Source organism: Amycolatopsis sp. A133, assembly GCF_031082405.1.
Lineage (GTDB): Bacteria > Actinomycetota > Actinomycetes > Mycobacteriales > Pseudonocardiaceae > Amycolatopsis.
Genome location: NZ_JAVHJU010000002.1, coordinates 15,098 through 42,052, shown reverse-complemented (window position 1 = coordinate 42,052; position 26,955 = coordinate 15,098). Strand labels below are relative to the sequence as shown.

The window sequence follows — 26,955 nt, the reverse complement described above, 5'->3', positions numbered from 1 at the left end:
ACCCGAACGAGTGACACCGAGACCCACGAGGCAGATCCGATGACCAGTGCCACGTCGCGCAGCGACGCGAAACCCGGGCCGACGCCCGGAACGCCCGGAGCACGTCCGAAGCCGGCGCCACCGGCGGGAACGCCGGTGCGCGTCACCGGCGCCCAGTCGCTCGTGCGCTCGCTCGAGGCCGTCGGCGCCGAGGTGGTCTTCGGGATTCCGGGCGGCACCATCCTGCCCGCCTACGACCCCCTGCTCGACTCGACGAAGGTCCGCCACGTCCTGGTCCGCCACGAACAGGGCGCCGGCCACGCGGCCACCGGCTACGCGCAGGCCACCGGCAAGGTCGGCGTCTGCATGGCCACCTCCGGCCCGGGCGCGACCAACCTGGTCACCCCGCTCGCCGACGCGAACATGGACTCGGTCCCGGTCGTGGCCATCACCGGCCAGCAGTCCCGCGCGCTGATCGGCACGGACGCGTTCCAGGAAGCCGACATCTGCGGCATCACCATGCCGATCACCAAGCACAACTTTCTCGTCACCGACCCCGCGGACATCCCGCGGACCATCGCCGAGGCGTTCCACCTGGCGAGCACGGGCCGACCCGGCCCCGTCCTGGTGGACATCCCCAAGGACGTGCTGCAGGAGATGACCTCGTTCTCCTGGCCGACCGAGCTGCGCCTCCCGGGTTACCGCCCGACGCTGCGCCCGCACGGCAAGCAGGTCCGCGAAGCCGCGAAGCTGATCGCGAAGTCGCGGCGCCCGGTGCTCTACGTCGGCGGTGGCGTGATCAAGGCCGAAGCCCACGAGCAGCTGAAGCAGCTCGCCGAGCTGACCGGGGTCCCCGTCGTCACCACGCTGATGGCGCGCGGCGCGTTCCCCGACTCGCACCCGCAGCACCTCGGCATGCCGGGCATGCACGGCACGGTCGCCGCGGTCGCCGCCATGCAGCGCGCCGACCTGCTGATCGCGCTCGGCGCCCGGTTCGACGACCGGGTCACCGGCCAGCTGTCGTCGTTCGCGCCGGACGCCGCGATCGTGCACGCCGACATCGACCCGGCCGAGATCTCCAAGAACCGCAAGGCCGACGTCCCGATCGTGGGCGACTGCAAGGAGATCATCGGCGAGCTGATCACCGCCGTGAAGACGGAGTTCGACCACAGCGGCCAGCCCGACCTGGCCGACTGGTGGACCCAGGCCGACGACTGGCGCAAGAACTACCCGGCCGGCTACGAGTGGCCCGACGACGGTTCGCTGTCGCCGCAGTACGTCATCGAACGGATCGGCCAGCTCGTCGGCCCGGACGCCGTCTACGCCGCCGGTGTCGGCCAGCACCAGATGTGGGCCGCGCAGTTCGTCAAGTACGAGAACCCGCGCACCTGGATCAACTCCGGCGGCCTCGGCACCATGGGCTACGCCGTGCCCGCCGCGATGGGCGCGCAGTTCGGCGTCCCGGACAAGGCCGTGTGGGCGATCGACGGCGACGGCTGCTTCCAGATGACCAACCAGGAGCTGGCCACCTGCGCCATCGAAGGCGCGCCGATCAAGGTCGCCGTCATCAACAACGGCAACCTGGGCATGGTCCGGCAGTGGCAGAACCTCTTCTACTCGGAGCGGTACTCCAACACCGACCTCGGGACGCACAAGCACCGCATCCCGGACTTCGTCCTGCTGGCCGAGGCGCTGGGCTGCGCCGGCCTGCGGTGCGAAACGAAGGAAGACGTCGACGCCACCATCCGCCGCGCGATGGAGATCAACGACCGCCCCGTCGTGATCGACTTCGTCGTGGGGAAGGATGCCCAGGTGTGGCCGATGGTCGCGGCCGGCACGGGCAACGACGAGATCATGGCGGTCCGGGGCATCCGGCCGCTGTTCGACGACGACGAGGTTTCGGTCGAGACGACCGAAGCCGCCGCGGAAGCCGCTGGGGAAGGTGAGCGCTGAGATGAGCGTCCACACGCTGAGCGTCCTGGTCGAAAACAAGCCCGGTGTGCTCGCGCGCGTCTCGGGCCTGTTCTCCCGCCGCGGTTTCAACATCGAGTCCCTCGCCGTCGGGCCCACGGAAAACCCCGAGGTGTCCCGCATGACGATCGTGGTCGCCGTGGAAGAGCTACCGCTCGAACAGGTGACGAAGCAGCTCAACAAGCTGGTCAACGTGATCAAGATCGTCGAGCTGGAACAGTCGACCGCCGTGCAGCGTGAACTGCTGCTCGTGAAGGTGCGCGCCGACAACACCGTGCGCAGCCAGGTCCTCGAGACCGTCCAGCTCTTCCGGGCCAAGGTGGTGGACGTCTCTCCCGAGGCACTCACCGTCGAGGCCACCGGGACGTCCGACAAGATCGGTGCGTTGCTGCGGATGCTGGAGCCGTATGGCATCCGCGAGCTCGTGCAGTCCGGCATGGTCGCGGTGGGTCGCGGCGCCCGTTCGATCACCGCCACCTCACCGCGTTAAGAAGTAAGTCAGGAAAGGAAGCAGTAACCCCCATGGCAGTGGAAATCTTCTACGACGACGACGCCGACCTCTCGATCATCCAGGGGCGCAAGGTCGCTGTCATCGGCTACGGCAGCCAGGGCCACGCCCACTCGCTGAGCCTGCGCGACTCCGGCGTCGACGTCCGCATCGGCCTGCCCGAGGGGTCCAAGTCGCGGGCGAAGGCCGAGGAGCAGGGCCTGCGTGTGCTCACCCCGGCCGAGGCGTCGGCCGAGGCCGACCTGATCATGATCCTGGCGCCGGACACCAAGCAGCGCTTCATCTACGAGCAGGACATCGCGCCGAACCTCAAGGACGGCGACGCGATCTTCTTCGGGCACGGCTTCAACATCCGCTACGACCTGATCAAGCCGCCGTCGAACGTCGACGTCGCGATGGTCGCCCCGAAGGGCCCGGGCCACCTGGTCCGCCGCCAGTTCGTCGACGGCAAGGGCGTCCCGGCGCTCATCGCGGTCGAGCAGGACGCCACCGGCAACGCCCAGGCGCTCGCCCTCTCCTACGCGGCCGCCATCGGTGGTGCCCGCGCCGGCGTCATCAAGACGACGTTCACCGAGGAGACCGAGACCGACCTCTTCGGCGAGCAGGCCGTGCTCTGCGGTGGCGCCTCCGCGCTGGTGCAGACCGGCTTCGAGGTGCTCACCGAGGCCGGCTACGCCCCGGAGATCGCCTACTTCGAGGTGCTGCACGAGCTGAAGCTGATCGTCGACCTCATGTACGAGGGCGGCATCGCGCGCCAGCGCTACTCGATCTCCGACACCGCCGAGTACGGCGACCTGACCCGCGGCCCGCGCGTCATCTCGCCGGCGGTCAAGGAGGAGATGAAGAAGATCCTCGGCGAGATCCAGGACGGCACGTTCGCCCGTGAATGGGTCGCCGAGGACGAGGCCGGCCGGCCGAACTTCACCAAGCTCGAGGAGCAGGGCAACCAGCACCCGATCGAGGCGACCGGCAAGAAGCTGCGCGACCTGATGTCGTGGGTGGACCGGCCGATCACCGAGACCGCCTGACCGTTTTTCGGCCAGACGCTGAAGGGGACGCCCGGTGCCGGGCGTCCCCTTCAGTGCGTTCGGTGCCCGGGTCGCTACGCTGGTGATATGAGTGATCAGCCGGTCGACGACAAGGCGCACATCCGGCACCACCTCGACTTCACCAAGGCCGAGTGGATCCGGGCCGAGCCCGAAGGCGTGACCCTCGACGACTGCGTCGAGTACGCCTTCATCGAGCACACCGACGGTGTCACCTACACGGCGATGCGGCAGTCGGCGAAGCCGGACGGCGTGATCCTCGTCTTCACCCCGGGGGAGTGGGACGCGTTCGTCAAGGGCGTCCGCGACGGCGAGTTCGACCTGCCCGAGGACCTCGCCGCGGAGGCTTAGAGCTTCGCGGCCAGTTCGGGGATCCGGCCGAGGTCGCCGGCGATGCCGAGGTGGTCGCCGTAGTCGCGGGATTCGACGACCAGGCCGCCCGAGATCCGCATGGCGAAGATGTTCGCGATCCGGACCGGGCGGCCGCCGTATTCGCCCTGGTAGGCGAACTCGGCGATCAGGACCTCCGGGTCGGTGCCCTCGTAGGTGACCAGGTCGGTCGCGTCGAGGTCGACCCCCAGCTCCGTGGACTGGCGGAAGTGCGCCCGCAGCTCCTCGCGCGTGCGGATGACCGCCGAACCCGGCAGGAACGGGTGCGTGACGTGCGTCTGCCCGGCGTACAGGTCCGCCAGTTCCTCTCCCCGCTTGTCGGAAACGCCGTAGACGAGCTGTTCGAACACCCCGCGCCGGCTCTTCGGGTCGCTCGAGGTCCGTTGCCGGATCGGGGACAACTCGCGCGGCGGCGCCTCTTCGTAGGCCTTGACCAGGTGGTCGACGCCGTCGCGGATCACGGCGAGCCGCAGGTAGTCGTGGTAGTCGCGGGAATTGACGATGCGGCCGTCGCGGACCCGCAGCACCTGGATGTTGGCCGCCGGGATCGTCCGCCCGGTCGCCACCGCTTCGGCGTCGTAGTCGTACTCGGCGACGATCACCTCGGGGTCCGTGGTCTCGTGCACGACCACGTTCTTGCGCTTGAGCCGCAGGGTGCCGGCGAGGGCGCCGGTGAACCGTTCGTGGACCGTCGCGCGACCGGTGATGCGCGTGGGCCGCGGCACGGCCTGGGGGTGTTCGACGACGGCGTCTTCGGCGTAGAGCGCGGAAAGCTCGTCCCAGCGTCCTTCGCTGATGCCGTCGGACAGTGCGGCGAACACGTCGCGAGGTGAGTTCATGAGGTCCTCCCAGAGGGCAAAACGGAGTCAGTAGTCCGCATTCGACGATACGGACTACTGACTCCGTTTGTCTACTGGAGGAGGTCCCGTGCGGCCGGCTGCCCGCACACCTCCGCCCACCTCGCCGGGGTGCTGCCGAAGATCGCGTCCCGCGCGCCGGGGTTCGCCCCGTTTTCGACCAAGGCGCGGATGACGTCGAGGTGCCCGGACTGCGCGGCCAGGTGCAGGGCCGTGACGCCCTCGCCGTGGTGCGGACCGCCGAACGTGCCGGGGAGGTTCACGTCGGCGCCGAGGTCCAACAGCGCCCGGACGGCGTCGAGCCTGCCCTGCGCCGCCGCCCACGCCAGCGCGGTGCCGCGGTAGACGTCGGCGTCCGGATCGGCGCCGTGGGCGACGAGGGTCCTCAATGCGTCGACGCGGTCGTTGCGCGCCGCCCAGGCCAGGGCTTCGTTCCGGGCTTCGGCGGGGTCGTCCGCCGGCTGCCAGCGCGGGAAGCCGCTGTGGGGGCGGTAGAAACCCCGGTGCGCGCCGGCCGCCGGGTGGCCCGGTTCGAGCAGCTCGTCGAGGAGGGCGGCGTCGCCGAGCCCGGCCGCGACGCGCAGGTTGCCCGGCGCCCGGCCGTGTTCCGCCAGCTTCTCCGCGGCCTCGCGGTGGCCCCAGAACAGGGCGACGACCAGGGGCGTGCCGCCGTCGCCGCGGGCCGGGACGTCGACCGGCGCGCCGTGCTGCAGCAGCAGGTCGAGCAGGAGCGGCAGGTTGCTGTAGGCCGCTTGGTGCAGGGGAGTCCAGCCGTGGACGTTGCCGCGGGCCGGGTCGGCGCCGTGGTCGAGGAGGATCCGGCCGAGCCGCTCGTCGCAGGTCGCGCAGGCCATGCCGAGCAGGTCGTTGCCGTTGGTGCCGCGGGCGGCGACGAGGCCGGGGAACTCGTCCAGCAGCTTTTCGAGCCCGGCCGGGTCCCGCGCCTCGATCGCCCGGTACGCACGGGCGAACGGCTCTCCGCTGTCCACAAGAGACCCGACGTGCTCGCGGAGGGCTTTCCAGGAGCCGAAACCGTGCTCCCGGGCGACGACCGCGCGGGCGCCGTCGCGGGTGCGCGGCTGTCCCCAGCGGTCGAACGGCTCCTCGGCGCCGGGCGTGCCGTCGTCCGCCGAGGCGAGCAGGCCTTGCGCGCGTTCGGCGTAGTACCCGGCGTCCTGGTGGTACGGGTGCTGCAGGGCTTCCCCGTGTTCGGTGACGCGCCGGACGTAGGCCTGCAGCTTCGGCCAGCTCGGGAAACCGTGGTCCCGGGCGATGCGGAACTGCGCTTCGGCGAGCTTGACGCCTTCGGCGCGCGCGAGGTCCTTCGCGCGTTTGCGGAGCTGGTCCAGGCTGGGTTTTGCGGGCAGCGTGCCCATGGTGCCTCCTTCCCTCGTCGCCCGTGGTCCGCCGGCACCGGGCAGGAAAGAAGGTGCGGAGCTGGTGATGCGGTGAAGCAGGGGTGGGCTCGGCCCTTTCCGCGGACGGGGCGCGGCCCGCACCGCGCCCCGTCAGCGTACGCCCGTCAGGGCAGCAGATCCGCCAAGCGGCGGTACGACTTCTCCGTCCGGGCCAGGACCTGGACGCAGACGTGGTCGGCGCCCGCGTCGAGGTGGGCCTGGATCCGGTCGGCCACCGCCTGCTCGCCGGTCGCGACGATGGCGTCGACCAAGCGGTCGCTGCCGCCGTCGGCGAGGTCGGCGTCGGTGAAGCCGAGACGGCGCAGGTTGGCCTGGTGGTGCGGTGCTTGCCGGACGTACGGACCCACGTGCTCCCGGGCGATGGCGTGGGCCGCTTCGGGGGTGGCGTCCAGCACCACCGCCTGCTCGACGGCCAGGTACTTGCCCGGGCCGAGCCGGTCCCTGGCCATCGCCGTGTGCTCGGGCGGCACGAAGTACGGGTGGGCGCCGTCGGCGCGCTCGGCCGCCAGGTCCAGGAGCTTCGGGCCCAGCGCGGCGAGGACCCGGAGCGGGCGCGGGTCCGGCTGCGGAAGACCCGGCAGCTCGGCTGCGTCCATGCCGTCCAGGTACTCGCGCAACGCGGCGAGCGGCCGCGCGCCCGGCCGGTGCCCGCCCAGGCCCGCGATGAACCGGCCCGGGTGGGCCTCGCCCAGCGCCCGGACGGCGCCTTCGGCCGCGAGCGAAGACCGCTGGTCGAACCGCGCGACCCCGGTGGCGATCGTCAGGCGAGAGGTCGCCGCGAGCAGCAGCGACGCCTGGGTGAACGCTTCCCGCCCCCCGAACTCGCCGAACCAGATCGCGTCGAAGCCGAGTTCTTCGATTTCAGCGGCCGTTTCGCGGAGGACGCCGATCGGGACGCCGTCGAAGAACCGCCAGATTCCCACGCTCACCGCGCCACCTCCGGTGTGTCCACAGTGGATTTCACGAACAAGATCCCTCCAGTAAGCTGAGGCTGCCTCCGGTTAGCTTACGGAGGCTGCCTCCGCTTGGCTACCCGGTAAGGTCGGGAGGGCGATGACCGACGTGAAACCGATGCGCGCGGACGCCCGCCGCAACTACGAGCGCCTCCTCGAAGAGGCTCAACGCGCCTTCGCCGAACACGGCGTCGAGGCGTCCCTGGAGGACATCGCGCGCCGCGCCGGAGTCGGCATCGGCACGCTCTACCGGCACTTCCCGACCCGGGACGCGCTGCTCGAGACGCTCCTGCGCGCCCGCTTCGACGCCCAGGCCGACCGCGCCCGCGAACTGCTGACCCACCCCGAGCCGCTCAACGCCCTGCAGACCTGGCTCGCCGGACTCGGCGACGCCACCGGCACCTTCCGCGGCCTGGCCGAACTCACCGCCGGCGCGCTGAACGACGAATCGTCCCGGTTGTACGAGTCCTGCCACACGATGCGCGAGGCCGGTTCCCAGCTGGTGGAACGCGCCAAGCACGCGGGCGAGCTGCGCCGGGACGTCACGGCGCAGGAGCTGCTTCTGTTGCTGCACGCGGCATCCTGGGCGGGCGGTCACCTGCCCGGCGAAAGGGGCATGCACCGCCTCCTCGCTCTTGTTTTCGAGGGATTGCGGGCGAGTTAACACCAGGAGACGCCACAGGTCCGGCCGGCGCGTTAAACTCCGCCTCGACCGGGGCACAACGACGTGCTGAGACCGTCCGCCGACACCGAGCGTCCTGGAAATGACCAGATAGTGGGAGCCGTATCGTGAGCAAGCCCAGCAAGCCCGTCGTCCTCATCGCGGAAAAGCTCGCCCCCTCCGTGCTGAGTGTCTTCGGTGACGAGGTGGAGGTCCGGCACGTCGACGGCACGGACCGGTCCGCGCTGCTCGAGGCGGTGAAGAGCGCCGACGCGCTCCTGGTCCGCTCCGCCACCCAGGTGAACGCCGAGGTTTTTGCGGCCACCACCCAGCTGAAGGTGGTCGCCCGCGCCGGCGTCGGCCTCGACAACGTCGAGGTGCCCGCCGCGACCGAGCGCGGCGTCTTGGTCGTCAACGCGCCGACGTCGAACATCGTCTCCGCCGCCGAGCACGCCGTCGCCCTGCTGCTGTCGGTCGCGCGCCGGGTCCCGGCCGCCGACCAGAGCCTGCGCGGCGGCGAGTGGAAGCGCAGCTCGTTCTCCGGCGTCGAGCTGCAGGGCAAGACCATCGGTGTGGTCGGCCTCGGCAAGATCGGCCAGCTGTTCGCCCAGCGGCTCGCCGCGTTCGACACGCACCTCATCGCTTACGACCCCTACGTCTCGGCCGCGCGCGCCGCCCAGCTCGGCATCGAGCTGGTCACCCTCGACGAGCTGCTGACCCGCGCCGACGCCATCTCCATCCACCTGCCGAAGACGCCGGAGACCAAGGGCCTCATCGACGCCGAGGCGCTGAAGAAGACCAAGCCGGGCGTCATCATCGTGAACGCCGCCCGCGGCGGGCTCATCGTCGAGGAAGACCTGGCCGACGCGCTGCGCTCGGGCCACGTCGGCGGCGCCGGCGTCGACGTCTTCGTCACCGAGCCGACCACGTCCAGCCCGCTGTTCGAGCTGGAGAACGTCGTCGTGACGCCGCACCTGGGCGCCTCGACGGCCGAGGCGCAGGACCGCGCGGGCACCGACGTCGCGAAGTCGGTGCTGCTGGCCCTGCGCGGCGACTTCGTGCCGGACGCGGTGAACGTCACCGGCGGCGGCGCGGTCGGCGAGCACGTCCGTCCGTACCTGTCGCTGGTCCAGAAGCTGGGGCAGCTGCTGACGGCGCTCAACCCGACGGCGCCGACGTCGGTGACCGTGCAGGTGAAGGGCGAGATCTCCAACGAGGACACCGGCGTGCTGCAGCTGGCGGCGCTGCGCGGGGTGTTCACCGGCGTGGTCGAGGACCAGGTCACGTTCGTCAACGCGCCGCAGCTGGCGGAGAAGCTGGGCGTACAGGTCGAGCTGGAGACCGAGCCGGAGAGCCCGAAGTTCCGCAGCCTGGTCACCGTGCGCGCGGTGCACTCCGACGGCGCGGTGCTGAGCGTGTCGGGTTCAGTCACCGGCCTCGACGAGGTCGAGAAGCTGGTCGAGGTCAACGGCCGCGGCTTCGACCTGCGCGCCGAAGGCACCGTCCTGCTGGTCGAGTACCCGGACCGCCCGGGCGTGATGGGCCGCGTCGGGACGCTGCTGGGCGAGGCGGGCATCAACATCGAGGCCGCGCAGATCAGCCAGACCACCGACGGCTCCGACGCGGTGATGCTGCTGCGCGTCGACCGCCACATCGACGCGCACCTGCTGGACCCGATCGGGGCTTCGGTCGGCGCGCACACGATCCGCGCCGTCGACTTCAACTGACGTAACTCTTTCGAGGGCCCCCTGTCACCCGGCAGGGGGCCCTCTTACGCAATCACATTCACGTAACGGAGTCTTTTGCCTACGTAAGTAGGTGTTTTGGGGGATTAGGTTCTCTGCGCGAGGTCGAACCACGCGTCGTCGAGGGCACGACGCTGTGCCGCGCTTCACCGTCGGGGGTGTCAGGAGCGGCAGGCAGGTTCGGGTCCAGACCTCGGTAAGGGGCCGACTCATGAGCAGATCCCGCCTCCCCGCGCGCGCCACGACGGCGGCCTTCGCCGTCGTACTGGCGGCCGCGCTCGGGGCGCCGGTCGCGAGCGCAGCCGATGCTCCGCTCGCCGACGGCGTCGCACCGGCCAAGATCGACGACGCGAAGCTGCAGGGCAAGCTGTCGCCGCGCCTGGGGGCCGCGCAGGGCCGGGTCACCGCGTTCGTCGAGCTGGACCGGAAACCGGCCGTCGACGCGTTCACCGCCGCACAGCCGCAGGGCAAGGAACAGGCGAAGCGGGCCGCCCGCAGCGCCAAGGCCGACACCGCCGCCGCGATCGACTCCGTCGTCGGCCAGCTGCGCGCGGCCGACGCCAAGCCGCAGGTCGTCACCCGGACCGCCAACGCCGTTCCCGGCGTGGTCGTCACGGCCGACGCCGCGAAGCTGCGTGAGGTCGCGAAGCGGGCCGACGTCATCGCGGTGCGCACGGTCGTGCCGAAGACGCGCACCAACGCCAGCGCCGAACAGCTGACCAACACGCTCGCCGCGTGGCAGCAGACCGGCAGGTTCGGCGACGGCGTCCGCGTCGGCGTCATCGACGACGGCATCGACTACACCCACGCCGACTTCGGCGGCCCCGGCACGCAGGCCGCCTACAAGAGCGTCGACAGCACCCAGCCGACCCCGCTCTTCCCGAGCGCCAAGGTGGTCGGCGGCACCGACCTCGTCGGCGACGACTACGACGCCGCCACGGCGGGCAAGACGACCCCGAAGCCGGACCCGAACCCCCTCGCCTGCGGCGAGCACGGCACGCACGTCGCCGGCACCATCGGCGGTTTCGGCGTCACCGCCGACGGCAAGACCTTCAAGGGCGACTACAAGAAGCTGGACGCCAAGAAGGTCGACGCGATGCAGATCGGCCCGGGCACGGCGCCGAAGTCGCTGCTCTACGCGATCAAGGTGTTCGGCTGCGCGGGCTCGACGAACGTCACCTCGCAGGCGCTGGACTGGGCGCTCGACCCGGACGGCGACGGCGACTTCACCGACCACCTCGACATCGTCAACCTCTCGCTCGGCTCCGACTTCGGCGCGCCGGACGACCCGGACTCGCTGTTCGTGCGCAAGCTCGCCGCCAACAACGTGCTGCCGGTGATCTCCGCGGGCAACGGCGGCGACATCAACGACATCGCCGGGTCCCCGGGCAACACCCCCGAGGCGCTCACCGTCGCCAGCACGCGCGACGCGGGCATCCTGCGCGACGCCGCCGAGGTCAAGGCGCCCTCGGGCGCCGCGGGCCAGAAGACCGGGCAGTACAGCCAGAACTACACCGGCTACGACACCCTGGACGTGACCGCGCCGGTCGTGGCCCTCTCCGCGGCCAACGCGGCCGGCTGTGCGCCGTACTCCGCCGAGGACAAGGCGAAGGCGGCGGGCAAGTTCGTCTTCCTGGAGTGGGACGACAACGACTCGACCCGCGCCTGCGGTTCGGCCGCCCGCGCCAACAACGCGCAGGCCGCCGGGGCGAAGGGCGCGCTGCTCTCGTCCACTTTGGAGCACTTCAGCGCGGGCATCGCGGGCAACGCGGCGATCCCGATGTTCCAGTTCACCGGGTCCGCGACGAAGACGCTGCGCGCGGCGCTGACTGCGGGCACGCTGCAGGTCCGGCTCTTCGGCGCCGGCCGCGCGTCGATCCAGACCTACGACAAGACGATCGTCGACACCCCGAGCTCGTTCACCTCGCGCGGCACCCGCGGCCCGGCCCTCAAGCCGGACGTCGCCGCGCCGGGTGACACGATCACCTCGGCGTTCCGCGGCAGCGGCAACGGCCGGACCGTGCTCTCGGGCACGTCGATGGCGGCCCCGCACACCGCGGGCATCACCGCGCTGGTCCGCCAGTCGCACCCGGACTGGTCGGTCGAGGAGGTCAAGGCGTCGGTCATCGACACCGCCGGCCACGACGTCTCCGACGGCGCGGGCCACACCTACGCACCGCAGCGCGTCGGCAGCGGCCGGATCGACGCGAAGGCGGCGCTGGACAACCAGGTGCTCGCCTACGTCGTCGACGACCCGGGCGCGGTCAGCGTCAGCTTCGGCACCGTCGAGGCGTCCGGTCCGGTGACGCTGTCGAAGACGATCAAGCTCGTCAACAAGGGCGTCACGCCCGCCGAGTACTCCGTCGCCTACCAGGCGGTCAACGCGCTGCCCGGCGTCGAGTACACAGTGGACAAGCCGTCGGTGAAGCTGACCCCGCGCGGGACCGCGAAGGTCAAGGTGACGCTGAAGATCACCGATCCGAAGGCGCTGCGCAAGGTCATGGACCCGACCATGCAGGCCACCCAGGCCGGCCTGGCCCGGCAGTTCGTCGCCGACGCCTCCGGCCGCGTCGCCTTCACGCCCGTCAGCGGGGCGAAAGTGCCGCTGCGGGTTTCGGTCTACTCCGCGCCGAAGCCGGTGTCGACGATTTCGACGCCGCAGTCGGTGAAGTTCGCGCCGGACGCCACCCAGGCCGTGCTGAACCTGAGCGGCAAGGGCGTCGACCAGGGTGCCGGCGCGCAGCGGTACCGCTCGCTGATCAGCGTGCTCGAGCTGCAGGTGGAGTCCCCGCAGCTGCCCGAGTGCGACGCGGACGTGGTCACCGACTGCACGCTGAACAAGACGGCCAAGGGCGGCGACCTCCGCTACATCGGCGCGGCGTCGACCGCTCCGCTGGCGAAGGAGCAGGGTGAGCCGGAGAACGCGATCCTCGCGTTCGGCCTGTCCACCTGGGGCGACTGGGCGAACATCGGCAGCAACACCTCCCCGTTCGTCGACATCGACACCACCGGGGACGGGCAGCCGGACTTCGAGACCTACGTGACCAAGGCGACGTCGACCGACGTGCTCCTGGCCAACACGGTCGCGCTGACCCCGGGCTTCCCGACCGTCGACGTCCAAGCGGTCAACGGCCAGCTCGGCGACGTCGACACCAACGTGTTCGACACGAACGTGCTCACGCTGCCGGTTTCGCTGGCCGCGCTGGGCATCGACGCGAACGCCGACAGCCACCGCATCTCCTACACGGTGGGTGTCAGCGGGTTCTACGTCGCGCCGGGCACGACGAACGGGCTGATCGACTACGTCGGCACGCCGCTTTCGTTCGACGCGCTCGCGCCGGGCTACTTCGTGCAGGGCGGCGGCGACGCCGCGCTCGGCTACGTCGCCAAGCCGGGCACGGCGCTGGTCGTGACGCGGAACGCGGCCTCGGCCGCGGCGGACAACGCGCTCGGGCTGCTGGCCATCGAGCACCACAACGCCGCGGGCAACCGCGCGAACGTGGTCAAGGTGGACACGGCGCAGGGCGCCCGGCCGGGGAACGACCGTCAGCCGATCGGGGCTGGTCGCCGCTAGTCCCCGGGAAGATCGATTTATGCAGGAACGGGTGTCCCCGGCGGATTTCCGCCGGGGACACCCCGCTTTTGTTCACCCGATCGGGTGTCTCACCCTGCGGGAGGATGCGGCATAAGGGTGGTGCGGCTACGGCCGTTTGTCTACGGCCGGTAACCTTCCGGCTGCTGGCGTTTTGTTGCGGTGGGCCATCGGTGCGCCGGTGGTCCGGTCGACGGAGGTGTGTGGATGCGGCTCGCGGTGATCCCAGGTGACGGGATCGGGCCCGAGGTGGTCTCCGAGGCGCTGAAGGTGCTCGGCGAGGTAGTACCTACGGCGGAGATCACGAACTACGACCTCGGCGCGGCCCGATGGCACTCGACCGGTGAGCTGCTCCCGGAGTCGGTCCTCGGCGAGCTCCGCCAGCACGACGCGATCCTGCTGGGCGCGGTCGGTGATCCGTCGGTGCCGAGCGGGATCCTGGAGCGCGGCCTGCTGCTGCGCTTGCGGTTCGAAATGGACCACCACGTCAACCTGCGCCCGGCGCGGCTCTACCCGGGTGTCCGGGGACCGCTGGCCGACGCGGGCGACGTCGACATGGTCGTCGTGCGGGAAGGGACCGAAGGCCCGTACGCGGGTACCGGCGGCCTGATCCGCAAGGACACCGAGCACGAGATCGCGACCGAGGTCAGCGTCAACACGGCGTTCGGTGTCCGGCGCGTGGTCGCGGACGCGTTCAGCCGCGCCGAGGCCCGGCCGCGCAAGCACCTCACGCTGGTGCACAAGACCAACGTGCTCTCGTTCGCCGGTTCGCTGTGGTCGCGGATCGTCGAAGAGGTTTCGCTGGAGCACCCCGACGTGACGGTCGCGTACTCCCATGTGGACGCGGCGACCATCCACCTGGTCACGGACCCGTCGCGGTTCGACGTGATCGTCACGGACAACCTGTTCGGCGACATCATCACCGACCTCGCGGCCGCGGTGACGGGCGGCATCGGCCTGGCGGCCAGCGGCAACCTGGACATGACCCGCCGCAACCCGAGCATGTTCGAGCCGGTGCACGGTTCGGCGCCGGACATCGCGGGCCAGGGGCTGGCGGACCCGACGGCGGCGGTGCTTTCGGTGGCGCTGCTGCTCGACCACCTGGGCCAGAAGGAAGCGGCTCGGCGGATCGAGGCGTCGGTGGCGTTCGACCTGGCGACGCGCGACCAGGCTTCGCCGGGAGCCACGACCGCGATCGGTGACCGGCTGGCGGCTTTGGTTTCGTCCAACGTGCGGACGGCCGGCTGATTTTCGGCTGACTTTTTGGGGAAGCCCCGTGCCCTTGCTGGGTGCGGGGCTTTTTCGTGCCCCTTGAGCGGGGTGCCCCTCGGCAGACGCTGGGGCCTTGCCTCGGCGGCTCCGGTGCGGGGGCGGGGTCGCGAATGACTCATTCGGGACCCCGGACGTCTCGAATGAGTCATTCGCGACCTGGGGATCGGGTCGGATTCGCCCCCGCCGTGCCGGGAGAACTCGCGACGGCGGCCCGTGCGGACGGCCTTGTCCACAGGGCCGCCGTGATGTGGACAAGCCGGCCGTCCGACGGCTTTGTGGCCGGTTCTGTCCGCCGCTGCCGATAGACTGGACCGGGGTCAGCCCCCAGGGTGCGGTGGGGCTTGCTCGTCGGGCGGGGGAGGCGAATTCCGGCAATCGGCGCACCAGGTGGCACTTTCTCATCGCCGGCGCCGACCCCGGAATCGTGAACAGGTCGCTCATCTCGCCGACGTGGTGAAAGAGCCGTTCGCGACCTCCCGCATTCCCGGATGGTGGGAGCTTGGCCCAGGTTCTGGACTTGTCCGCGAACGCTGTGGCATGATGCGACCGTGACCAGCTTCGCGATCATTATCGACGAGCGCGCCGGACGATAGCTCCACAAGAGCCCCCGGCGCGCAACCTCTCGCACCCATGCGGGAGGTTTTTTTGTTGCCTCGGAACGCTAGGAGAAGACCGTGAACCGCAAGGAGCCCGCCGATACCCCGCTCGGCGACGCCTTCCACCTCTACGACACCACCCTGCGCGACGGTGCGCAGCGGGAAGGCATCTCCTACTCCGTCCAGGACAAGCTCGCCGTCGCGCGGCTGCTGGACGAGCTCGGTGTCGGGTTCATCGAGGGCGGCTGGCCGGGGGCGCTCCCCAAGGACACGGAGTTCTTCGCCCGCGCCGCAAAAGGCGAGCTGAAACTCCGCCACGCGGCTCTCGTCGCCTTCGGGGCGACTCGCAAGGCCGGCACCACCGCCGACGCCGATCCGCAGGTCCGGGCCCTGCTCGACAGCGAGGCGCCGGTCATCACCCTCGTCGCCAAGTCCGACCTCCGGCACATCGAACGGGCGCTGCGCGTCGACGTCGACGAAGCCTGCGCGATGGTGAAAGACACCGTCGAGTTCCTCACGAAAGAGGGACGGCGGGTCTTCCTCGACGCCGAGCACTTCTTCGACGGCTACGCGCATTCCCCGGAGACCTCGCTCAAGGTCCTCGACGCCGCCGCCCACGCGGGCGCCGACGTCCTCGTGCTCTGCGACACCAACGGCGGTCAGCTGCCCCTCGGCCTCGCCGAGACCGTCCGGACGATCAAGGAAAAGACCGGGTTCCGGCTCGGAATCCACTGTCAGGACGACACTTCCTGCGCCGTGGCGAATTCCGTCGCCGCGGTGCAGGCCGGCGTGACGCACGTCCAGTGCACCGCCAACGGTTACGGGGAGCGGGCCGGCAACGCCGACCTCTTCGCCGTGACGGGAAACCTGGTGACCAAGCTCGGCATGGACGTCCTCCCGACCGGAGGCGCCGCCGAACTCACCCGGGTCTCCCATGCTCTTGCCGAAATCGCCAACCTCGCCCCCTACACCCACCAGGCTTACGTAGGGGCGTCGGCTTTCGCCCACAAGGCGGGACTGCACGCGAGCGCGATCAAGGTGGATCCGTTGTTGTACAACCACATCGATCCAGCTTCCGTCGGCAACGACATGCGGGTACTGGTCACCGAGATGGCCGGCAGGGCCAGCCTCGAGCTCAAGGGACGTGAGCTCGGGGTCGACCTTGCCGGCCGGCCCGAAGCGCTGACGAGCGCGATCACGAAGGTCAAGCGGCTCGAAGCGGAAGGCTGGTCCTTCGAGGCTGCCGACGCCTCCCTGGAGCTCCTGCTGCGCCAGGAGGCCGACGTCCCCGCGGAGGCGCCGTTCGAGCTGGAGTCCTACCGGGTGGTGCTCGACCACCGCCAGGACGGCGAGGTCGTGGCCGAGGCGACGGTCAAGGTGCACGTCGGCGGCCGGCGCGTCATCGCCACCGCCGAGGGCATCGGGCCGGTGCACGCCCTTGACGCCGCTCTGCGGGAGGCGCTGTCGCCGCACCTGTCCTGGTTGGACAGTGTGGAGCTGGCCGACTACAAGGTCCGCATCCTCCAGGGCCACCCCGGCACCGACGCGGTGACGCGCGTGCTGGTCGAGAGCACCGACGGCGAGCGCGAGTGGACCACCGTGGGCGTGCACGGCAACATCGTCGAGGCCAGCTGGCTGGCGCTGTGCGACGCGCTCGTCCACAAGAGCACCACCGTGGCCTGAGGTACGGGCGGGGCGCACGTAGACTGGCCGCGTGCGCCTAGCCCGAATTGCTCATCCCGGTGGTGTCGCGTTCGCCTCGATCGAAGGCGACGGCGACGACGCCCAGGTCCTCGAAATCGCCGAGCACCCCTTCGGCCAGCCGAACTTCACCGGCAAGCGGTGGCCGCTGGCCGACGTCCGGCTGCTCGCGCCGATCCTGCCGTCGAAGGTGATCGCCGTCGGCCGCAACTACGCCAAGCACGCGGCCGAATTCGGCAACGACGTGCCCAGCGAGCCGATGCTGTTCATCAAGCCGTCGACGACGGTCGTCGGGCCCCACGCGGCCATCCGGCGTCCGTCCGGCATCGGCCGTGTCGACTTCGAGGGCGAGCTGGCGATCGTCATCGGGCAGCCGGTGAAGAACGTGCCCGCCGCCCGCGCCGCGAGCGTCGTCCTCGGGTACACGATCGCCAACGACGTCAGCGCCCGCGACCTGCAGAAGTCCGACGGCCAGTGGGGCCGCGCCAAGGGCTTCGACACCTTCTGCCCGATCGGCCCGTGGATCGAGACCGCGATCGACCCGTCGGACCTCTCGCTGCGGGCCGAGGTCGACGGCGAGCTCAAGCAGGACGGCCGCACGTCCGACCTCGTCCACAAGATCCCCGAGCTGGTCGAGTTCGTCTCCGGCGTCATGACGCTCCTGCCCGGCGACATCATCCTCACCGGCACGCCCGAGGGCGTCGGCCCGATCGAGGGCGGCCAGAGCGTCTCGATCACCATCGAAGGCATCGGCACCCTGACCAACCCGGTCGAGGACGTCTAACCCCGGCCCACCGGCTCCATCGGCCGCCGGGCGAACGCCGGAGCGTGCTCCGGCCGCAGCCCGAGGCCGAGGAGCCGGGCCGGCAGGTACGACAGCCGCGGGAACCGCGCGAACAGCTTGATCATCGGCGCCGGCGGGCCGTTGCGCCTGCCGGCCATCACCGCCCGCATCACGGTCCGGTGCAGCAGCCGCTGCAGCCCCTGCACCAGCATCGTCGGCGCCAGGCGGCGCGAGCGCACCTTGGCCAGGTCCGCTTCCGACGGACGGCCCCGGCGCAGCGGCTCGGCCAGCAGCGTCGCCGCCGCGACCGCGTCCTGCACCGCCAGGTTGATCCCGACCCCGCCGATCGGCGACATCGCGTGCGCCGCGTCGCCGATGCAGAGCAGCCCGTCGGTGTGCCACTTGCGCAGCAGGTTGAGCCGCACGTCGAGCATCCTGACGTCGTCCATCGACTCGAGCTCGTCCACGCGGTCGGCGAACTCCGGCAAGATCTGCGTGACGTTGTGGCGGAACGCGTCGATGCCCTCTTCGCGCAGGTCGTCACCCTTGGGGCTGAGGTAGGCGACCTGGAAGAAGCCGGGGCGGGGGAGCGGCACGGCGAACCGGCGGTCCCGCATCTTCGGCAGCAGCATGCTGCCCTCCTCACTCTCGTGCCGGGAGAGCCGGAACCACCAGACGTCGAACGGGCAGTCGTACTCGCGGGGCACGAGGCCGGCTTCGCGCCGGGCCAGCGACCAGCGGCCGTCCGCGGCGATCACCAGGTCGGCGCGGAGTTCGCCGGTCTCGCCCGCCGCCGTGCGGTAGGTGATGCCGTGCACCCGGCCGTGCTCGCGCACAAGGCCGGTGCACTCGGTCTCCATCCGCAGGACGAACGTCGGCTCCTTCCGGGCGCTCTCGGCCAGCAGATCGAGGAAATCCCACTGCGGCACCATCGCGATGTAGGGGTGCGCCACCTTCAGCCGCGTGAAGTCGGCGAGCTTCATCATTTCGCCGTTTTCCTGCGGGAAGCCCGCCGCGGTCAGCTCGCTGTGCGGCAGCGCGTGGAACTTCTCGCCCAGGCCCAGTTCGTCGAGCAGCGTCAGCGTCGACGGGTGCACCGTGTCCCCGCGGAAGTCGCGCAGGAAGTCGGCGTGCTTCTCCAGCACCGTCACCTCGACGCCGGCCCGGGCCAGCAGCAGTCCCGTGACCATCCCGGCCGGCCCGCCACCGATGACGACGCAGGTCGTGCGCTCGGTCATCTCGACCATCTCCCTTATTCATCGCCTGTTGAATAACTCGAGGATGCACCTGACCGGCACCGGCGTCAAGGGGCAGAAGCGGAGATACGCTGATCGGGCTACGGCGGGCCGGCGGGCGCCCCGGTGACCAGAAACCGTCCAAACGCGACAGTTCGTCGGCCGTGTTCCGGTTGCGGTCGGCGCCGGCGGCCGGGGTCGAGGTGCCCGTGTGGACGGAGCGGATTCCCAAGCGGCACAAGGGTTATGTGGCCTATGTCGACGGGGAGGCGTCTCCGGTGCGGGGTGCCGGATAACCGAATGGGGACGGTTCGCCAACTGGGAGTAGAGCCGGTGCGCCGGAACAGGGCAGCGGCAATCACCTCTTTGGCAGCGTCGCGAACGCGGCGGTTGCCCTAGCCTCACTGGGTGGATTTCGCCCTGGCACCCCCGACCCCTTCGCGAACCGCCCCGCCCGCCGCGGTGGCGTCCGAGCCCTGGGCGCCGCCCGAGCTGCGGCTGGTGTGCCTGGACATCGACGACACGCTCATCGACTGCACGGCCGCCATCCGCCGGAGCCTCCACATCCTCACCGGCCGGGGCGACCTGTGGCCGTTGTGGGACTTGATCACCGAGGAGCACGTCGCGCTCGTCGTCGCGGGCGAACTCGACTACGCGACGATGCACCAGCGGCGCACCGACTGCTTCCTGGCCGAAATCGGCATCCTCGCCGACGCCGAGCAGGTGAGTTCCTTCGAGCGCCGCCGAAGAGAATTGCTCGACCACTCGTGGCAGCTGTTCGACGACGTCCTCGACTGCCTGGAGTGGCTGCGCGCGGCCGGCCTGATGCTGGCCGCGGTGACGAACGCCTCGGGCGGGCACCAGCGGAAGAAAATCGCCGACCTGGGCCTCTCGCCGTTTTTCGACCACGTCGCCATCGCCGGTGAGCTGGGCGTGGCCAAACCCGACCCGGTGATGTTCCACACGGTGTGCCTGGGCCTGGGCTGCGCCCCCGCCCAGGCGGTCCACGTGGGCGACAAACTGGACACGGACGCGATCGGCGCGCGCGACGCCGGCCTGGGCGCGGTGTGGCTCGACCGCGACAGCATCGGCGAGCGGGCCCCCGAAGGCGTCCACACGGTGGCCGGCCTCGCCGAGCTGCCTGAGCTGCTGGTTTCGGAGTACGCCACGATCGGTGTCCCGGCCCAGCGCCGCAGTGGCACCCCCGCGTTCACCGTCCGGAACGGCGTGCTCTAGTATTTCTCCTCGTGCGGTGCTGAACCGGCCAGCCGGAGCAGTACCTCACTGGGGTATGGTGTAATTGGCAGCACGACTGGTTCTGGTCCAGTTAGTCTAGGTTCGAGTCCTGGTACCCCAGCTGCGGAGAGTGACCCCCTTGCAGAGCGAGAAAGCGGCTCTGGTAAGTTCTCTCCGGTAAGAAAAACAGAAAAGCCCCTGGGAAACCAGGGAAGATCCTAGCCCCCGTCGTCTAGCGGCCTAGGACGCCGGCCTCTCACGCCGGTAGCGTGGGTTCGAATCCCATCGGGGGTACCAGCAGTAACCAAGCCCGTCTGACCCAGGTCAGGCGGGCTTTTTGGTCGATCGGCAGACATGGCGTCGAAGATCCTCCTGCGACTCGCGCCGTCTTCGGCGGTTGATCCATTGGCAGTTCGCCTGTGCTCGTCACCTCCCCTGGACTTTGGCCCCCAGCTGAGTGACCTCGACAGCTCGTGCAGCAGTTTTCGCACCTTGGCCGGTTGGCGGCGAAAGTAGAGGCCCCCGGCGTTGTGGGAGTGACCGCCACTGCGGCCCCGGCATGCCGACCGACGGGGCGAAGAGTGACGGCGTTTGTGTGCTGATGAAGTCGGCTCATGCAGTGGGACGCGCCGATCGACGGAGTGGGCCTGCTGGCCCACCTGATCGTGAGCCCGGTGCCGGACACCCCGAAGCAGAACATCCAGCGCTTCGCCAACCTCGGACGGGACGCGATCACGAACTGGGCATCCGGATGCCGACGCCACCGGACTCGGCGAAGCGGGCCGCGCAGGCGTCCGACTAGCCTCCGCCTGCCTCGCCCCCCTCCGGTGCGCCGGCCTCGCGCCCCGGGTCCTGTCCGACAAGTATTCCTGGATCCCCACGCTCTTCCCGGGCGAGGGCGCGGCATTGCCGTCCGACGCGGGGGAGTACTTCCACGACGCCCGCAGCGGTCCCCGAGGCTACGCGCCGAGCTACGCGATCACCGGCCAGTGGCGGGGTGGTTCTCAGGGGCGATCATCGTCACGGCCGGCGCTTGCCGGTGCCTGCGACTCGTGGGCCGTAATGGAGAATGCGACCGGTCTCGCCGAATTGGACAAAAAGCTGACAAAAACGTGCGCGGGACATGTAATATGAAGTTAGGTGTGCATCGGCATGTGCATTCACTCCCGGGCGGTCCCGGTATGGCCAATGCCGGAGGTCTCGCGATTCAGTTCAGTCGCTCTGGCGTTCGGCCTTTGCGCTCAGTCGACGGGTGAGGTGCTCCCACGCTCCGTGGCTGAACTGCAGTTCACCTGATCGAGGCGATTTCGAATCGCGAACGCGCACGATCTCCCCGTCCAGAGCTGCTTCCGCGCACTTCGGCTCCGTGGTCGGGTGAGACCGGGAACTCCGGTGCCACGCAATGCCGTGCTGATCGAACTCGGCTATGGGCGCATCAAATCGTCCGGTCATGAGGCCCTCCCGACCTATGATCGGCCGGAGATCACCCCGGCCAATGGACGTGCTTCAGAGCCACCCGATTCTACCCCCTTTCGCAAACGCACCGGTTTCATTCCGGCACCGTCCGCGACGTACCTGGCCGTACGAAGCCGGCCGGGGTGGTCATTCGGCGAGGGATGCCCGGACACGGCCAACAGTGGCCTTCAGCTCGTCCGGCGGCGTGGCGTAATCCGGACCCGTCAGCTTGTCGAAGGCGTCGAGGTACCGGCCGACCTCGTCGGGGTCCGTCCGAGCGAGCACTTGGTACCCCGGTTGGTCGAGGTACACCACGTGATCTTGGTCGAGCAGTTCGAAAAGCGTGAAGGAGGACTGCATGCCATCGGTCACGCCGCGGCCGAGCGGGGCGATCTGGATGGTGATGTTGGGCAGCTCGTTGAGCTCGACCAGGAAGTCGAGCTGGTCCCGCATGACGTCGGCGGATCCGATCGTCCGGCGGATCGAGGCCTCATCCAGGATGAACCGGGCCTCCAGCGGCTGGGGCCCGGTCAGGAGGCCACGGCGTTCGGTGCGCATGAAGACAGAGCGCTCGATCGCTTCCTCGCTTGAGCCGAAGGCCTGTCCGACGCCGCGGATGTAGGCGGGGACTTGCAGGATGCCCGGCACGACGAAGTTCTGGTACTCCGCCATGCTGGTCGCCGCGGCCTCGACCGCGATGAAGTCGATCAGGGCCGGGCTCACATGTGGCCGGTAGTCGTCCCACCATGCCTTCTCGCGGGCGGTTCTCGCGGCCGCCGCGAGGTCGTCGACGACCTCGGGGTCCTCGACGCCGTAGAGTGTCAGCAGCGCCTTCAAGTCGGTGATCGAGAGGCCGACGGTGCCGCCTTCGATACGGATCACTTTGGACAGCGACCACTCGAGTCCAGCGGAAACTTGCTTCTGGGTCAGCCCCGCTGCGCTGCGCAAGCGCCGGAGTTCGGCCAGCAGCCTACGTCGTTCGGTAACCGGATTGCGTCCCCCGAGCATGATCAGCCCACTCTCTACTGGTCTCGTCCGGTCACAGCCTGCTAGCTTGATGACCGGTGAGCAAAATGCCAGTCTCCAAATCTGCCAGGTGGCGGTCCGCCATAGATCCATAGTAGTACCATCTGCTACCCGCAGTAGCAACTGGTGAGTAAGCACGCACGATCGGGGCATCGCGAGTGGATGGTCGGCACGATGACGGCCGAGAATGCCGAACCCTGCGGGCGCCCTACTCGGTCCTCATGGTGGTCCGCACCTTCACCACCCTCGACCGCATGCTCACGCTGCTCGAGGCGCTGTCCCCTGAGCCGCCGCACATCAAGTTCGTCGTCGAGAAAGGATCGAAGTTTGCCCGGGGTCTCGGGCCGCACATCGAGCAGCTCGGCTTCGAGGTGCTCACCTGGGCGGAAGCGAAGATCACCCGTTTCGACGTCGTCTTGGCCGCCCATGCCACTGCTGCTCTCGGTGAGCTTCGCGGCCTGGTCTTCGTGATCCCGCACGGCGCCGGATACCAGCGGTTGGTGTCCTGGTCGAGCGGTAGCGACCAGTTCGCCACCGGCCTGGTGAGCGGCCAGCTGACGACGGCCGCGGGGACGGTGATCCCCACCGCCATCGGCGTGTCCCACGAGGAACAGGCCGAGCGGCTGCGGGTAAGCGCGCCCGAAGCCGCCGGCCGGGCCGTGGTCATCGGCGATCCGGTGTTCGATCGGATCGCCGCGTCGCGGTCCAGGCGCGACGAATTTCGGGAGCGCTTCGGGATTTGCCCGGGCAAGATCCTGATCGCGGTTACGTCGACGTGGGGGCAGAACGCCACGGTGGGCAGCTGCGCGAGCCTGCCGATGAGGCTGCTCGCGCAGCTGCCGATGGATCAGTACTCGGTGTTGCTGATCATGCACCCGAACGTCTGGTTCGCCGACTCGCCGGCCTGCATCAAGGTGAAGCTGCGCGAAGAACTGGACAGCGGGCTCGTCGTCGTTCCGCCCCACACGCCGTGGGAGCCCGGTTTGATCGCGCTCGACCTCTGCCTCGGGGACCACTCCTCACTGTCCATTTACGCCGCATCGATCGGATGCCGGTTCCTCCTGGCCGCCGACGGGCGGAAGGAGCTCGTTCCCGGGTCGCCCCTGGCGCGGCTGTGCGAGCAGGCGATCCCGCTGGATCTCGAGGGAGATCTCCGCTCTCAGATCGAGCGCCACCTGCGCGGCCCGCGCCGGCTGTCCCCTCAGGCCGTCGCGGATTCGATCTTCCAGGAGCAGGGCAGCGCGTGGGCCAACGTGCGGTTCGTCGTCCGGACCCTTGCCGGGCTTTCCGACCTTCCTGAGCCGCCTCGGATGACCCCGGTGGGTGATCCCGAGCCCATCACGGGTCGCCGGATCACCGCCTGGGTCGTCTCGACGAAGGCCAAGCCGGGCGATGGCGCCGTCCTCATCGAACGCTATCCCCGGATCGCCCGGAATTCGTGGGCGGGCCCGGATGACGACGTCTGGCAGGTTGCCGACGATGCCGAAGTGGACGGGACGTACCGGTACAACAGCGAGCTCTTGCTCCGCTCACACCCGATCACCAAGGCCGAAGGTGAGAAGTGGGTGCACGCGACGCTGACCCCGTACGGAGAGGACGGGCCCGGAGGCGATCGGGTCCCGACCGAGATGCCCAACGCTCTGGTGGCCGCCTACCGCTATGCCGGCGGGTGCGCTGTGCGCTGGCGGCGCGGCCCTCGTGTCGACGTCGCCTGCGACGACGTGTTCGCTGCGGCGACTGTGCTGCACCGCATGTGGCTGGACGGCAATCCGCTCGATCGGCCGGGAAGTGCGGCATACAGCTACCGGCCGGGGGAGGTCGAGCGCTTCGACTTCACTCCCGTGCCGTGATCCGGCAGTCAGGACGGGTCTTCATCGAGCAGGCTCTTGGCCACGTTGACCGAAGGGCTTCCCGTTGCTTCGTAGAGCTGGACGAGTCGCTTGGCCGAGTGCCGAAGCAGTTCGCGGTCGTTGTCGTGCTGGGCGACCTTGACGAGGATTTCCAGCGCCTGAGCTTCTTTCACCGGTAGCCGGCTGTCGCGAGTCGTCTGGATCGCGGACCGCAGCACGGATCGCGCGTCCTCGAAGCGTTCCAGGCTTTCGTAGGCGCTACCCAGCGCGATGCCCGCCTTCGCGGCGCACATGCTGTCCTGGATCTGTTCGGCGATGGACATTGCTTCGGTGAGCGTGCGCAGGCCGTCGTCAGTGTGCCCGGCTTGGATCAGCAGATCCCCGAGCTGGCAAGACTGGATGACCACGCCGCGGTCGCTGCCGAGACGTCGGTTGAGATCGCGGGCCCGGCGCAGGTTTTCTTCGGACTCCCGGTAACGGCGTAAAGCGCGAAACAAGAGTCCCCGTGATTCCGCTATCACAGCTTCTGCATGCAGGTCACCTTCTGCGACTGCAATAGCCGCCGTCAGCTGTTCGTCAGCCGATTCGAAATCACGTAATTCGATGAACGCCCGGGCAAGCTGGTTGCGGATGCGCGCTTCGGCGGAGCCGTTTCCGCGCCGGTGCGCTGCGACAACGCCGAGCCGGTGTGTTGCGATCCAATCCGAATGAACCTTCATATTGTAGTAGAAAGCCCACAATGATTCGCAGAGCCACCACACCGTATCGAGCATCTCGCGACGCCACGCTTCCTGAACGACCGCGAGGAGGTGGGATCGCTCTGCCGAAAACCACTCCATCGCGCCCGGTTTATCGAACCGTGGCTCCGACTCCTCGGGCGCCCGGCCGGAGACTCGCCACCGGCCGTCGCCCATCACGGCCCGATCGGCTGCGGCCGCGGCGCGCGTGTACCAGTCGATCATGCGCGTGACGGCGGTGTCGCCGGATTCCTTCGGCTCGTCGCGCTCGGCCACGGCCTGAGCATGCAAATGGACGAGATCGTGCATCCGGTAGCGGTCGTTGCCGAGTTCCTGAAGGAGGTTCGACGCAAGGAGGACGCCGAGGAGCTCGTCCGCGGCATCGAGGGTCAGCCCGGCCAGTGCGGCCGCCGCGTTCAGCGAGAACTGGGGGCCGGGATGGAGTCCCAGCAGCCGGTACACCCGTCCGGCATCGGCCGGTAGTTCGCTGTAAGCCGCGTCGAACATGGACCGCACTCCGTCCTCGCCCTCGAACTCCAGCCGGTCGAGCCGGTGCCGCTCGTCCGTGAGATACCGGATCAGACGTGGTATGGACCACTGTTTCCGCAAGGCCAGTTGGGCGCCGGCCACGCACAGCGCCAGTGGGAGGCCCCCGCACAAGCCGACCAGTTCGCCGACGGCTGCGCGGTCGTTGGCCGGGAGCTCCGGCACGATTTCCGTCATCAGCAGCTTGCCGTCGGAGACTGTCAGCGGGGCGACATCGATGAATTCGGCGCCGTCGGTGATGAGGCTGCCCAGTCTGCGACGGCTGGTGACCAGGACGACGCTCTTGCTGGAACCGGGGATCAACGGCCGCACCTGTGCCGCCAGGTCCGCGTTTTCAAGCACCACCAGCAGTCGCCTCGTCAAGGTGCGGGACCGGAACATCGCGGCCCGCTCCGGGAACGATGAAGGCAGGTAGTCCTCGCGAACGCCGAGGACACGGAGAAAGCTGCCCAGCACCTCGGAAAGCTCGACGCCGCCGGGACGTCGGTAGTCGGCGAGGTCGGCATACAGCTGGCCTTCGGTGAAGCGCTCGAGGTGGTGGTGAGCCCACTTGAGCACTGCTGCGGTCTTCCCGACACCGCCCAGCCCGCTCAGCACGATCACGGCTGCCCGGTTGTCCTCCGTTTTCCGTACCTTGTCGGAAATTGCCGAAAGCTCTCGTGACCGGTTGACGAACAACGAGGGTTCGGGTGGGAGTTGCTGAGGGGTGTCGTTGAGCGTGTAAGGCGCCGAGGTCGAACGAGCCATCGGGGTACGACGACTGATCGGTACCGCGAGCCTGTCGGACTCGGTCTCAGCGCTCATTCGCTCGCTCCCCGCCGAGTGACTCAACGCCGTGCGATGTTGTTCTGGAGCGTCCCACCATACCGTGCTTCTGCGGTCGCTCTCCAGCTTTGAGCCCATTGGGCGCACCGTAGCCGACTCCTGGCGGTGCGATAATCAGACTCTGTGCCGTTGCGTGCGGCAGCATTGCCCGTTCGTCACCCTTGATCAGGGTAAAAAGGGAAGCTGTGCACGGTTCGGAGGTGGTTACAGTGCGCTTCTCGCTCATCGACGATGTCACTCTCACGCCTTCACTCAAGTCACACGGGACCCGCGGTTCAGCGGCGCAGCGTGGCGAACCGCCTACCTCGATACCCGACTGAGTGCACGTGCAGAAGCATGAGCATGGCATGGTCCGCACGATAAGGCCCGAATCGGTGTCATCGAAGCCGGACGCGGCCCCCCATCGTGTGGTTTCGTCCGTGGTCATGGGGTGCGGGCGAAAACCGGGCAACGGGTCATGGCTTTTCAGTCGCACCTGGTTCGGCTGCTGCTACAGCGAACACGCTGAGTGGCGCCCCCTTGGCTGAGTGCGCGCATGCCGCTTCGGAGGGCCGAGCTGACCCTCATTTAGG

Annotated in this window: 19 protein-coding genes and 2 tRNA genes; 14 read left to right on the top strand and 7 right to left on the bottom strand. The window is 69.3% G+C overall.

Annotated elements, in window-relative coordinates; genetic code table 11:
* Positions 1 to 39: 39 nt before the first annotated feature.
* The 4 genes from Q5425_RS02050 to Q5425_RS02035 all read left to right on the top strand — a co-directional run bounded on the left by Q5425_RS02050 (position 40) and on the right by Q5425_RS02035 (position 3,855).
* A complete protein-coding gene (locus Q5425_RS02050) occupies positions 40 to 1,932 on the top strand; it encodes an acetolactate synthase large subunit (RefSeq protein WP_308670324.1) in 1,893 nt (630 codons plus the stop codon).
* A gap of 1 nt (position 1,933) precedes the next feature.
* On the top strand, positions 1,934 to 2,440 hold the full coding sequence (ilvN, locus tag Q5425_RS02045) for an acetolactate synthase small subunit (RefSeq protein WP_003080760.1): 507 nt from the start codon (positions 1,934 to 1,936) through the stop codon (positions 2,438 to 2,440).
* Between the two features lie 32 nt (positions 2,441 to 2,472).
* Positions 2,473 to 3,486 (top strand): ketol-acid reductoisomerase, encoded by a 1,014-nt coding sequence (ilvC, locus tag Q5425_RS02040; protein ID WP_308670322.1) that lies wholly within the window; start codon positions 2,473 to 2,475, stop codon positions 3,484 to 3,486.
* Positions 3,487 to 3,573: 87 nt separating this feature from the next.
* Positions 3,574 to 3,855 carry a DUF397 domain-containing protein gene (locus Q5425_RS02035; RefSeq protein ID WP_013223584.1) on the top strand — a complete coding sequence of 94 codons (282 nt, stop codon included), beginning with the start codon at positions 3,574 to 3,576 and terminating at the stop codon, positions 3,853 to 3,855.
* Here Q5425_RS02035 and Q5425_RS02030 read toward each other — a convergent pair.
* The 3 genes from Q5425_RS02030 to Q5425_RS02020 form a co-directional block, all read right to left on the bottom strand.
* Positions 3,852 to 4,733, bottom strand: coding sequence for a nuclear transport factor 2 family protein (locus Q5425_RS02030; RefSeq protein ID WP_308670320.1), 882 nt, complete (start codon positions 4,731 to 4,733; stop codon positions 3,852 to 3,854). The two genes, Q5425_RS02035 and Q5425_RS02030, sit on opposite strands and share 4 nt — an antisense overlap.
* A 71-nt stretch (positions 4,734 to 4,804) precedes the next feature.
* On the bottom strand, positions 4,805 to 6,127 hold the full coding sequence (locus tag Q5425_RS02025) for an ankyrin repeat domain-containing protein (RefSeq protein ID WP_308670319.1): 1,323 nt from the start codon (positions 6,125 to 6,127) through the stop codon (positions 4,805 to 4,807).
* A gap of 146 nt (positions 6,128 to 6,273) precedes the next feature.
* A complete protein-coding gene (locus Q5425_RS02020; protein WP_308670318.1) occupies positions 6,274 to 7,098 on the bottom strand; it encodes a TIGR03620 family F420-dependent LLM class oxidoreductase in 825 nt (274 codons plus the stop codon).
* A gap of 124 nt (positions 7,099 to 7,222) precedes the next feature.
* Between Q5425_RS02020 and Q5425_RS02015 the strand changes: the two genes are divergently transcribed.
* From Q5425_RS02015 to Q5425_RS01990, 6 genes are all read left to right on the top strand, one after another.
* Positions 7,223 to 7,786: a helix-turn-helix domain-containing protein gene (locus Q5425_RS02015; protein ID WP_308670317.1), complete on the top strand. Its 564-nt coding sequence runs from the start codon at positions 7,223 to 7,225 to the stop codon at positions 7,784 to 7,786.
* 125 nt (positions 7,787 to 7,911) lie between these two features.
* Complete coding sequence (gene serA / locus Q5425_RS02010; protein WP_308670316.1) at positions 7,912 to 9,510, top strand: phosphoglycerate dehydrogenase; 1,599 nt, start codon at positions 7,912 to 7,914, stop codon at positions 9,508 to 9,510.
* 229 nt (positions 9,511 to 9,739) lie between these two features.
* Positions 9,740 to 13,102, top strand: a complete 3,363-nt coding sequence (locus Q5425_RS02005) for a S8 family serine peptidase (protein WP_308670315.1) — start codon at positions 9,740 to 9,742, stop codon at positions 13,100 to 13,102.
* A gap of 225 nt (positions 13,103 to 13,327) precedes the next feature.
* Entirely contained in the window at positions 13,328 to 14,368 is a 1,041-nt protein-coding gene (locus tag Q5425_RS02000; RefSeq protein WP_308670314.1) for a 3-isopropylmalate dehydrogenase, read from the top strand.
* A 698-nt stretch (positions 14,369 to 15,066) separates the two neighbouring features.
* A complete protein-coding gene (gene cimA, locus Q5425_RS01995; RefSeq protein ID WP_308670313.1) occupies positions 15,067 to 16,671 on the top strand; it encodes a citramalate synthase in 1,605 nt (534 codons plus the stop codon).
* Positions 16,672 to 16,702: 31 nt separating this feature from the next.
* Positions 16,703 to 17,473 carry a fumarylacetoacetate hydrolase family protein gene (locus Q5425_RS01990; protein WP_308670312.1) on the top strand — a complete coding sequence of 257 codons (771 nt, stop codon included), beginning with the start codon at positions 16,703 to 16,705 and terminating at the stop codon, positions 17,471 to 17,473.
* On the opposite strand, the gene Q5425_RS01985 is transcribed toward Q5425_RS01990, so the two are convergent.
* Positions 17,470 to 18,711, bottom strand: coding sequence for an FAD-dependent oxidoreductase (locus Q5425_RS01985; RefSeq protein ID WP_396135117.1), 1,242 nt, complete (start codon positions 18,709 to 18,711; stop codon positions 17,470 to 17,472). The genes Q5425_RS01990 and Q5425_RS01985 overlap by 4 nt on opposite strands.
* Before the next feature lie 405 nt (positions 18,712 to 19,116).
* Here Q5425_RS01985 and Q5425_RS01980 point away from each other — a divergent pair, with 405 nt between their 5' ends.
* From Q5425_RS01980 to Q5425_RS01970, 3 genes are all read left to right on the top strand, one after another.
* Positions 19,117 to 19,944: an HAD family hydrolase gene (locus Q5425_RS01980; RefSeq protein WP_308670310.1), complete on the top strand. Its 828-nt coding sequence runs from the start codon at positions 19,117 to 19,119 to the stop codon at positions 19,942 to 19,944.
* A gap of 49 nt (positions 19,945 to 19,993) precedes the next feature.
* Positions 19,994 to 20,065: transfer RNA gene (locus Q5425_RS01975), tRNA-Gln, on the top strand.
* 100 nt (positions 20,066 to 20,165) lie between these two features.
* Positions 20,166 to 20,241: transfer RNA gene (locus tag Q5425_RS01970), tRNA-Glu, on the top strand.
* A 915-nt stretch (positions 20,242 to 21,156) separates the two neighbouring features.
* On the opposite strand, the gene Q5425_RS45680 is transcribed toward Q5425_RS01970, so the two are convergent.
* Together Q5425_RS45680 and Q5425_RS01965 are read right to left on the bottom strand one after the other, a co-directional pair.
* Positions 21,157 to 21,396, bottom strand: a complete 240-nt coding sequence (locus Q5425_RS45680; protein WP_396135116.1) for a DUF397 domain-containing protein — start codon at positions 21,394 to 21,396, stop codon at positions 21,157 to 21,159.
* A 150-nt stretch (positions 21,397 to 21,546) separates the two neighbouring features.
* Positions 21,547 to 22,407, bottom strand: a complete 861-nt coding sequence (locus Q5425_RS01965; RefSeq protein WP_308670309.1) for a helix-turn-helix transcriptional regulator — start codon at positions 22,405 to 22,407, stop codon at positions 21,547 to 21,549.
* Between the two features lie 239 nt (positions 22,408 to 22,646).
* Here Q5425_RS01965 and Q5425_RS01960 point away from each other — a divergent pair, with 239 nt between their 5' ends.
* Positions 22,647 to 24,275, top strand: a complete 1,629-nt coding sequence (locus Q5425_RS01960; RefSeq protein ID WP_308670308.1) for a hypothetical protein — start codon at positions 22,647 to 22,649, stop codon at positions 24,273 to 24,275.
* Between the two features lie 8 nt (positions 24,276 to 24,283).
* Here the strand turns inward: Q5425_RS01960 and Q5425_RS01955 are convergent, their stop codons facing one another.
* Positions 24,284 to 26,362, bottom strand: coding sequence for an NB-ARC domain-containing protein (locus Q5425_RS01955; RefSeq protein WP_308670307.1), 2,079 nt, complete (start codon positions 26,360 to 26,362; stop codon positions 24,284 to 24,286).
* Between the last annotated feature and the right edge of the window lie 593 nt (positions 26,363 to 26,955).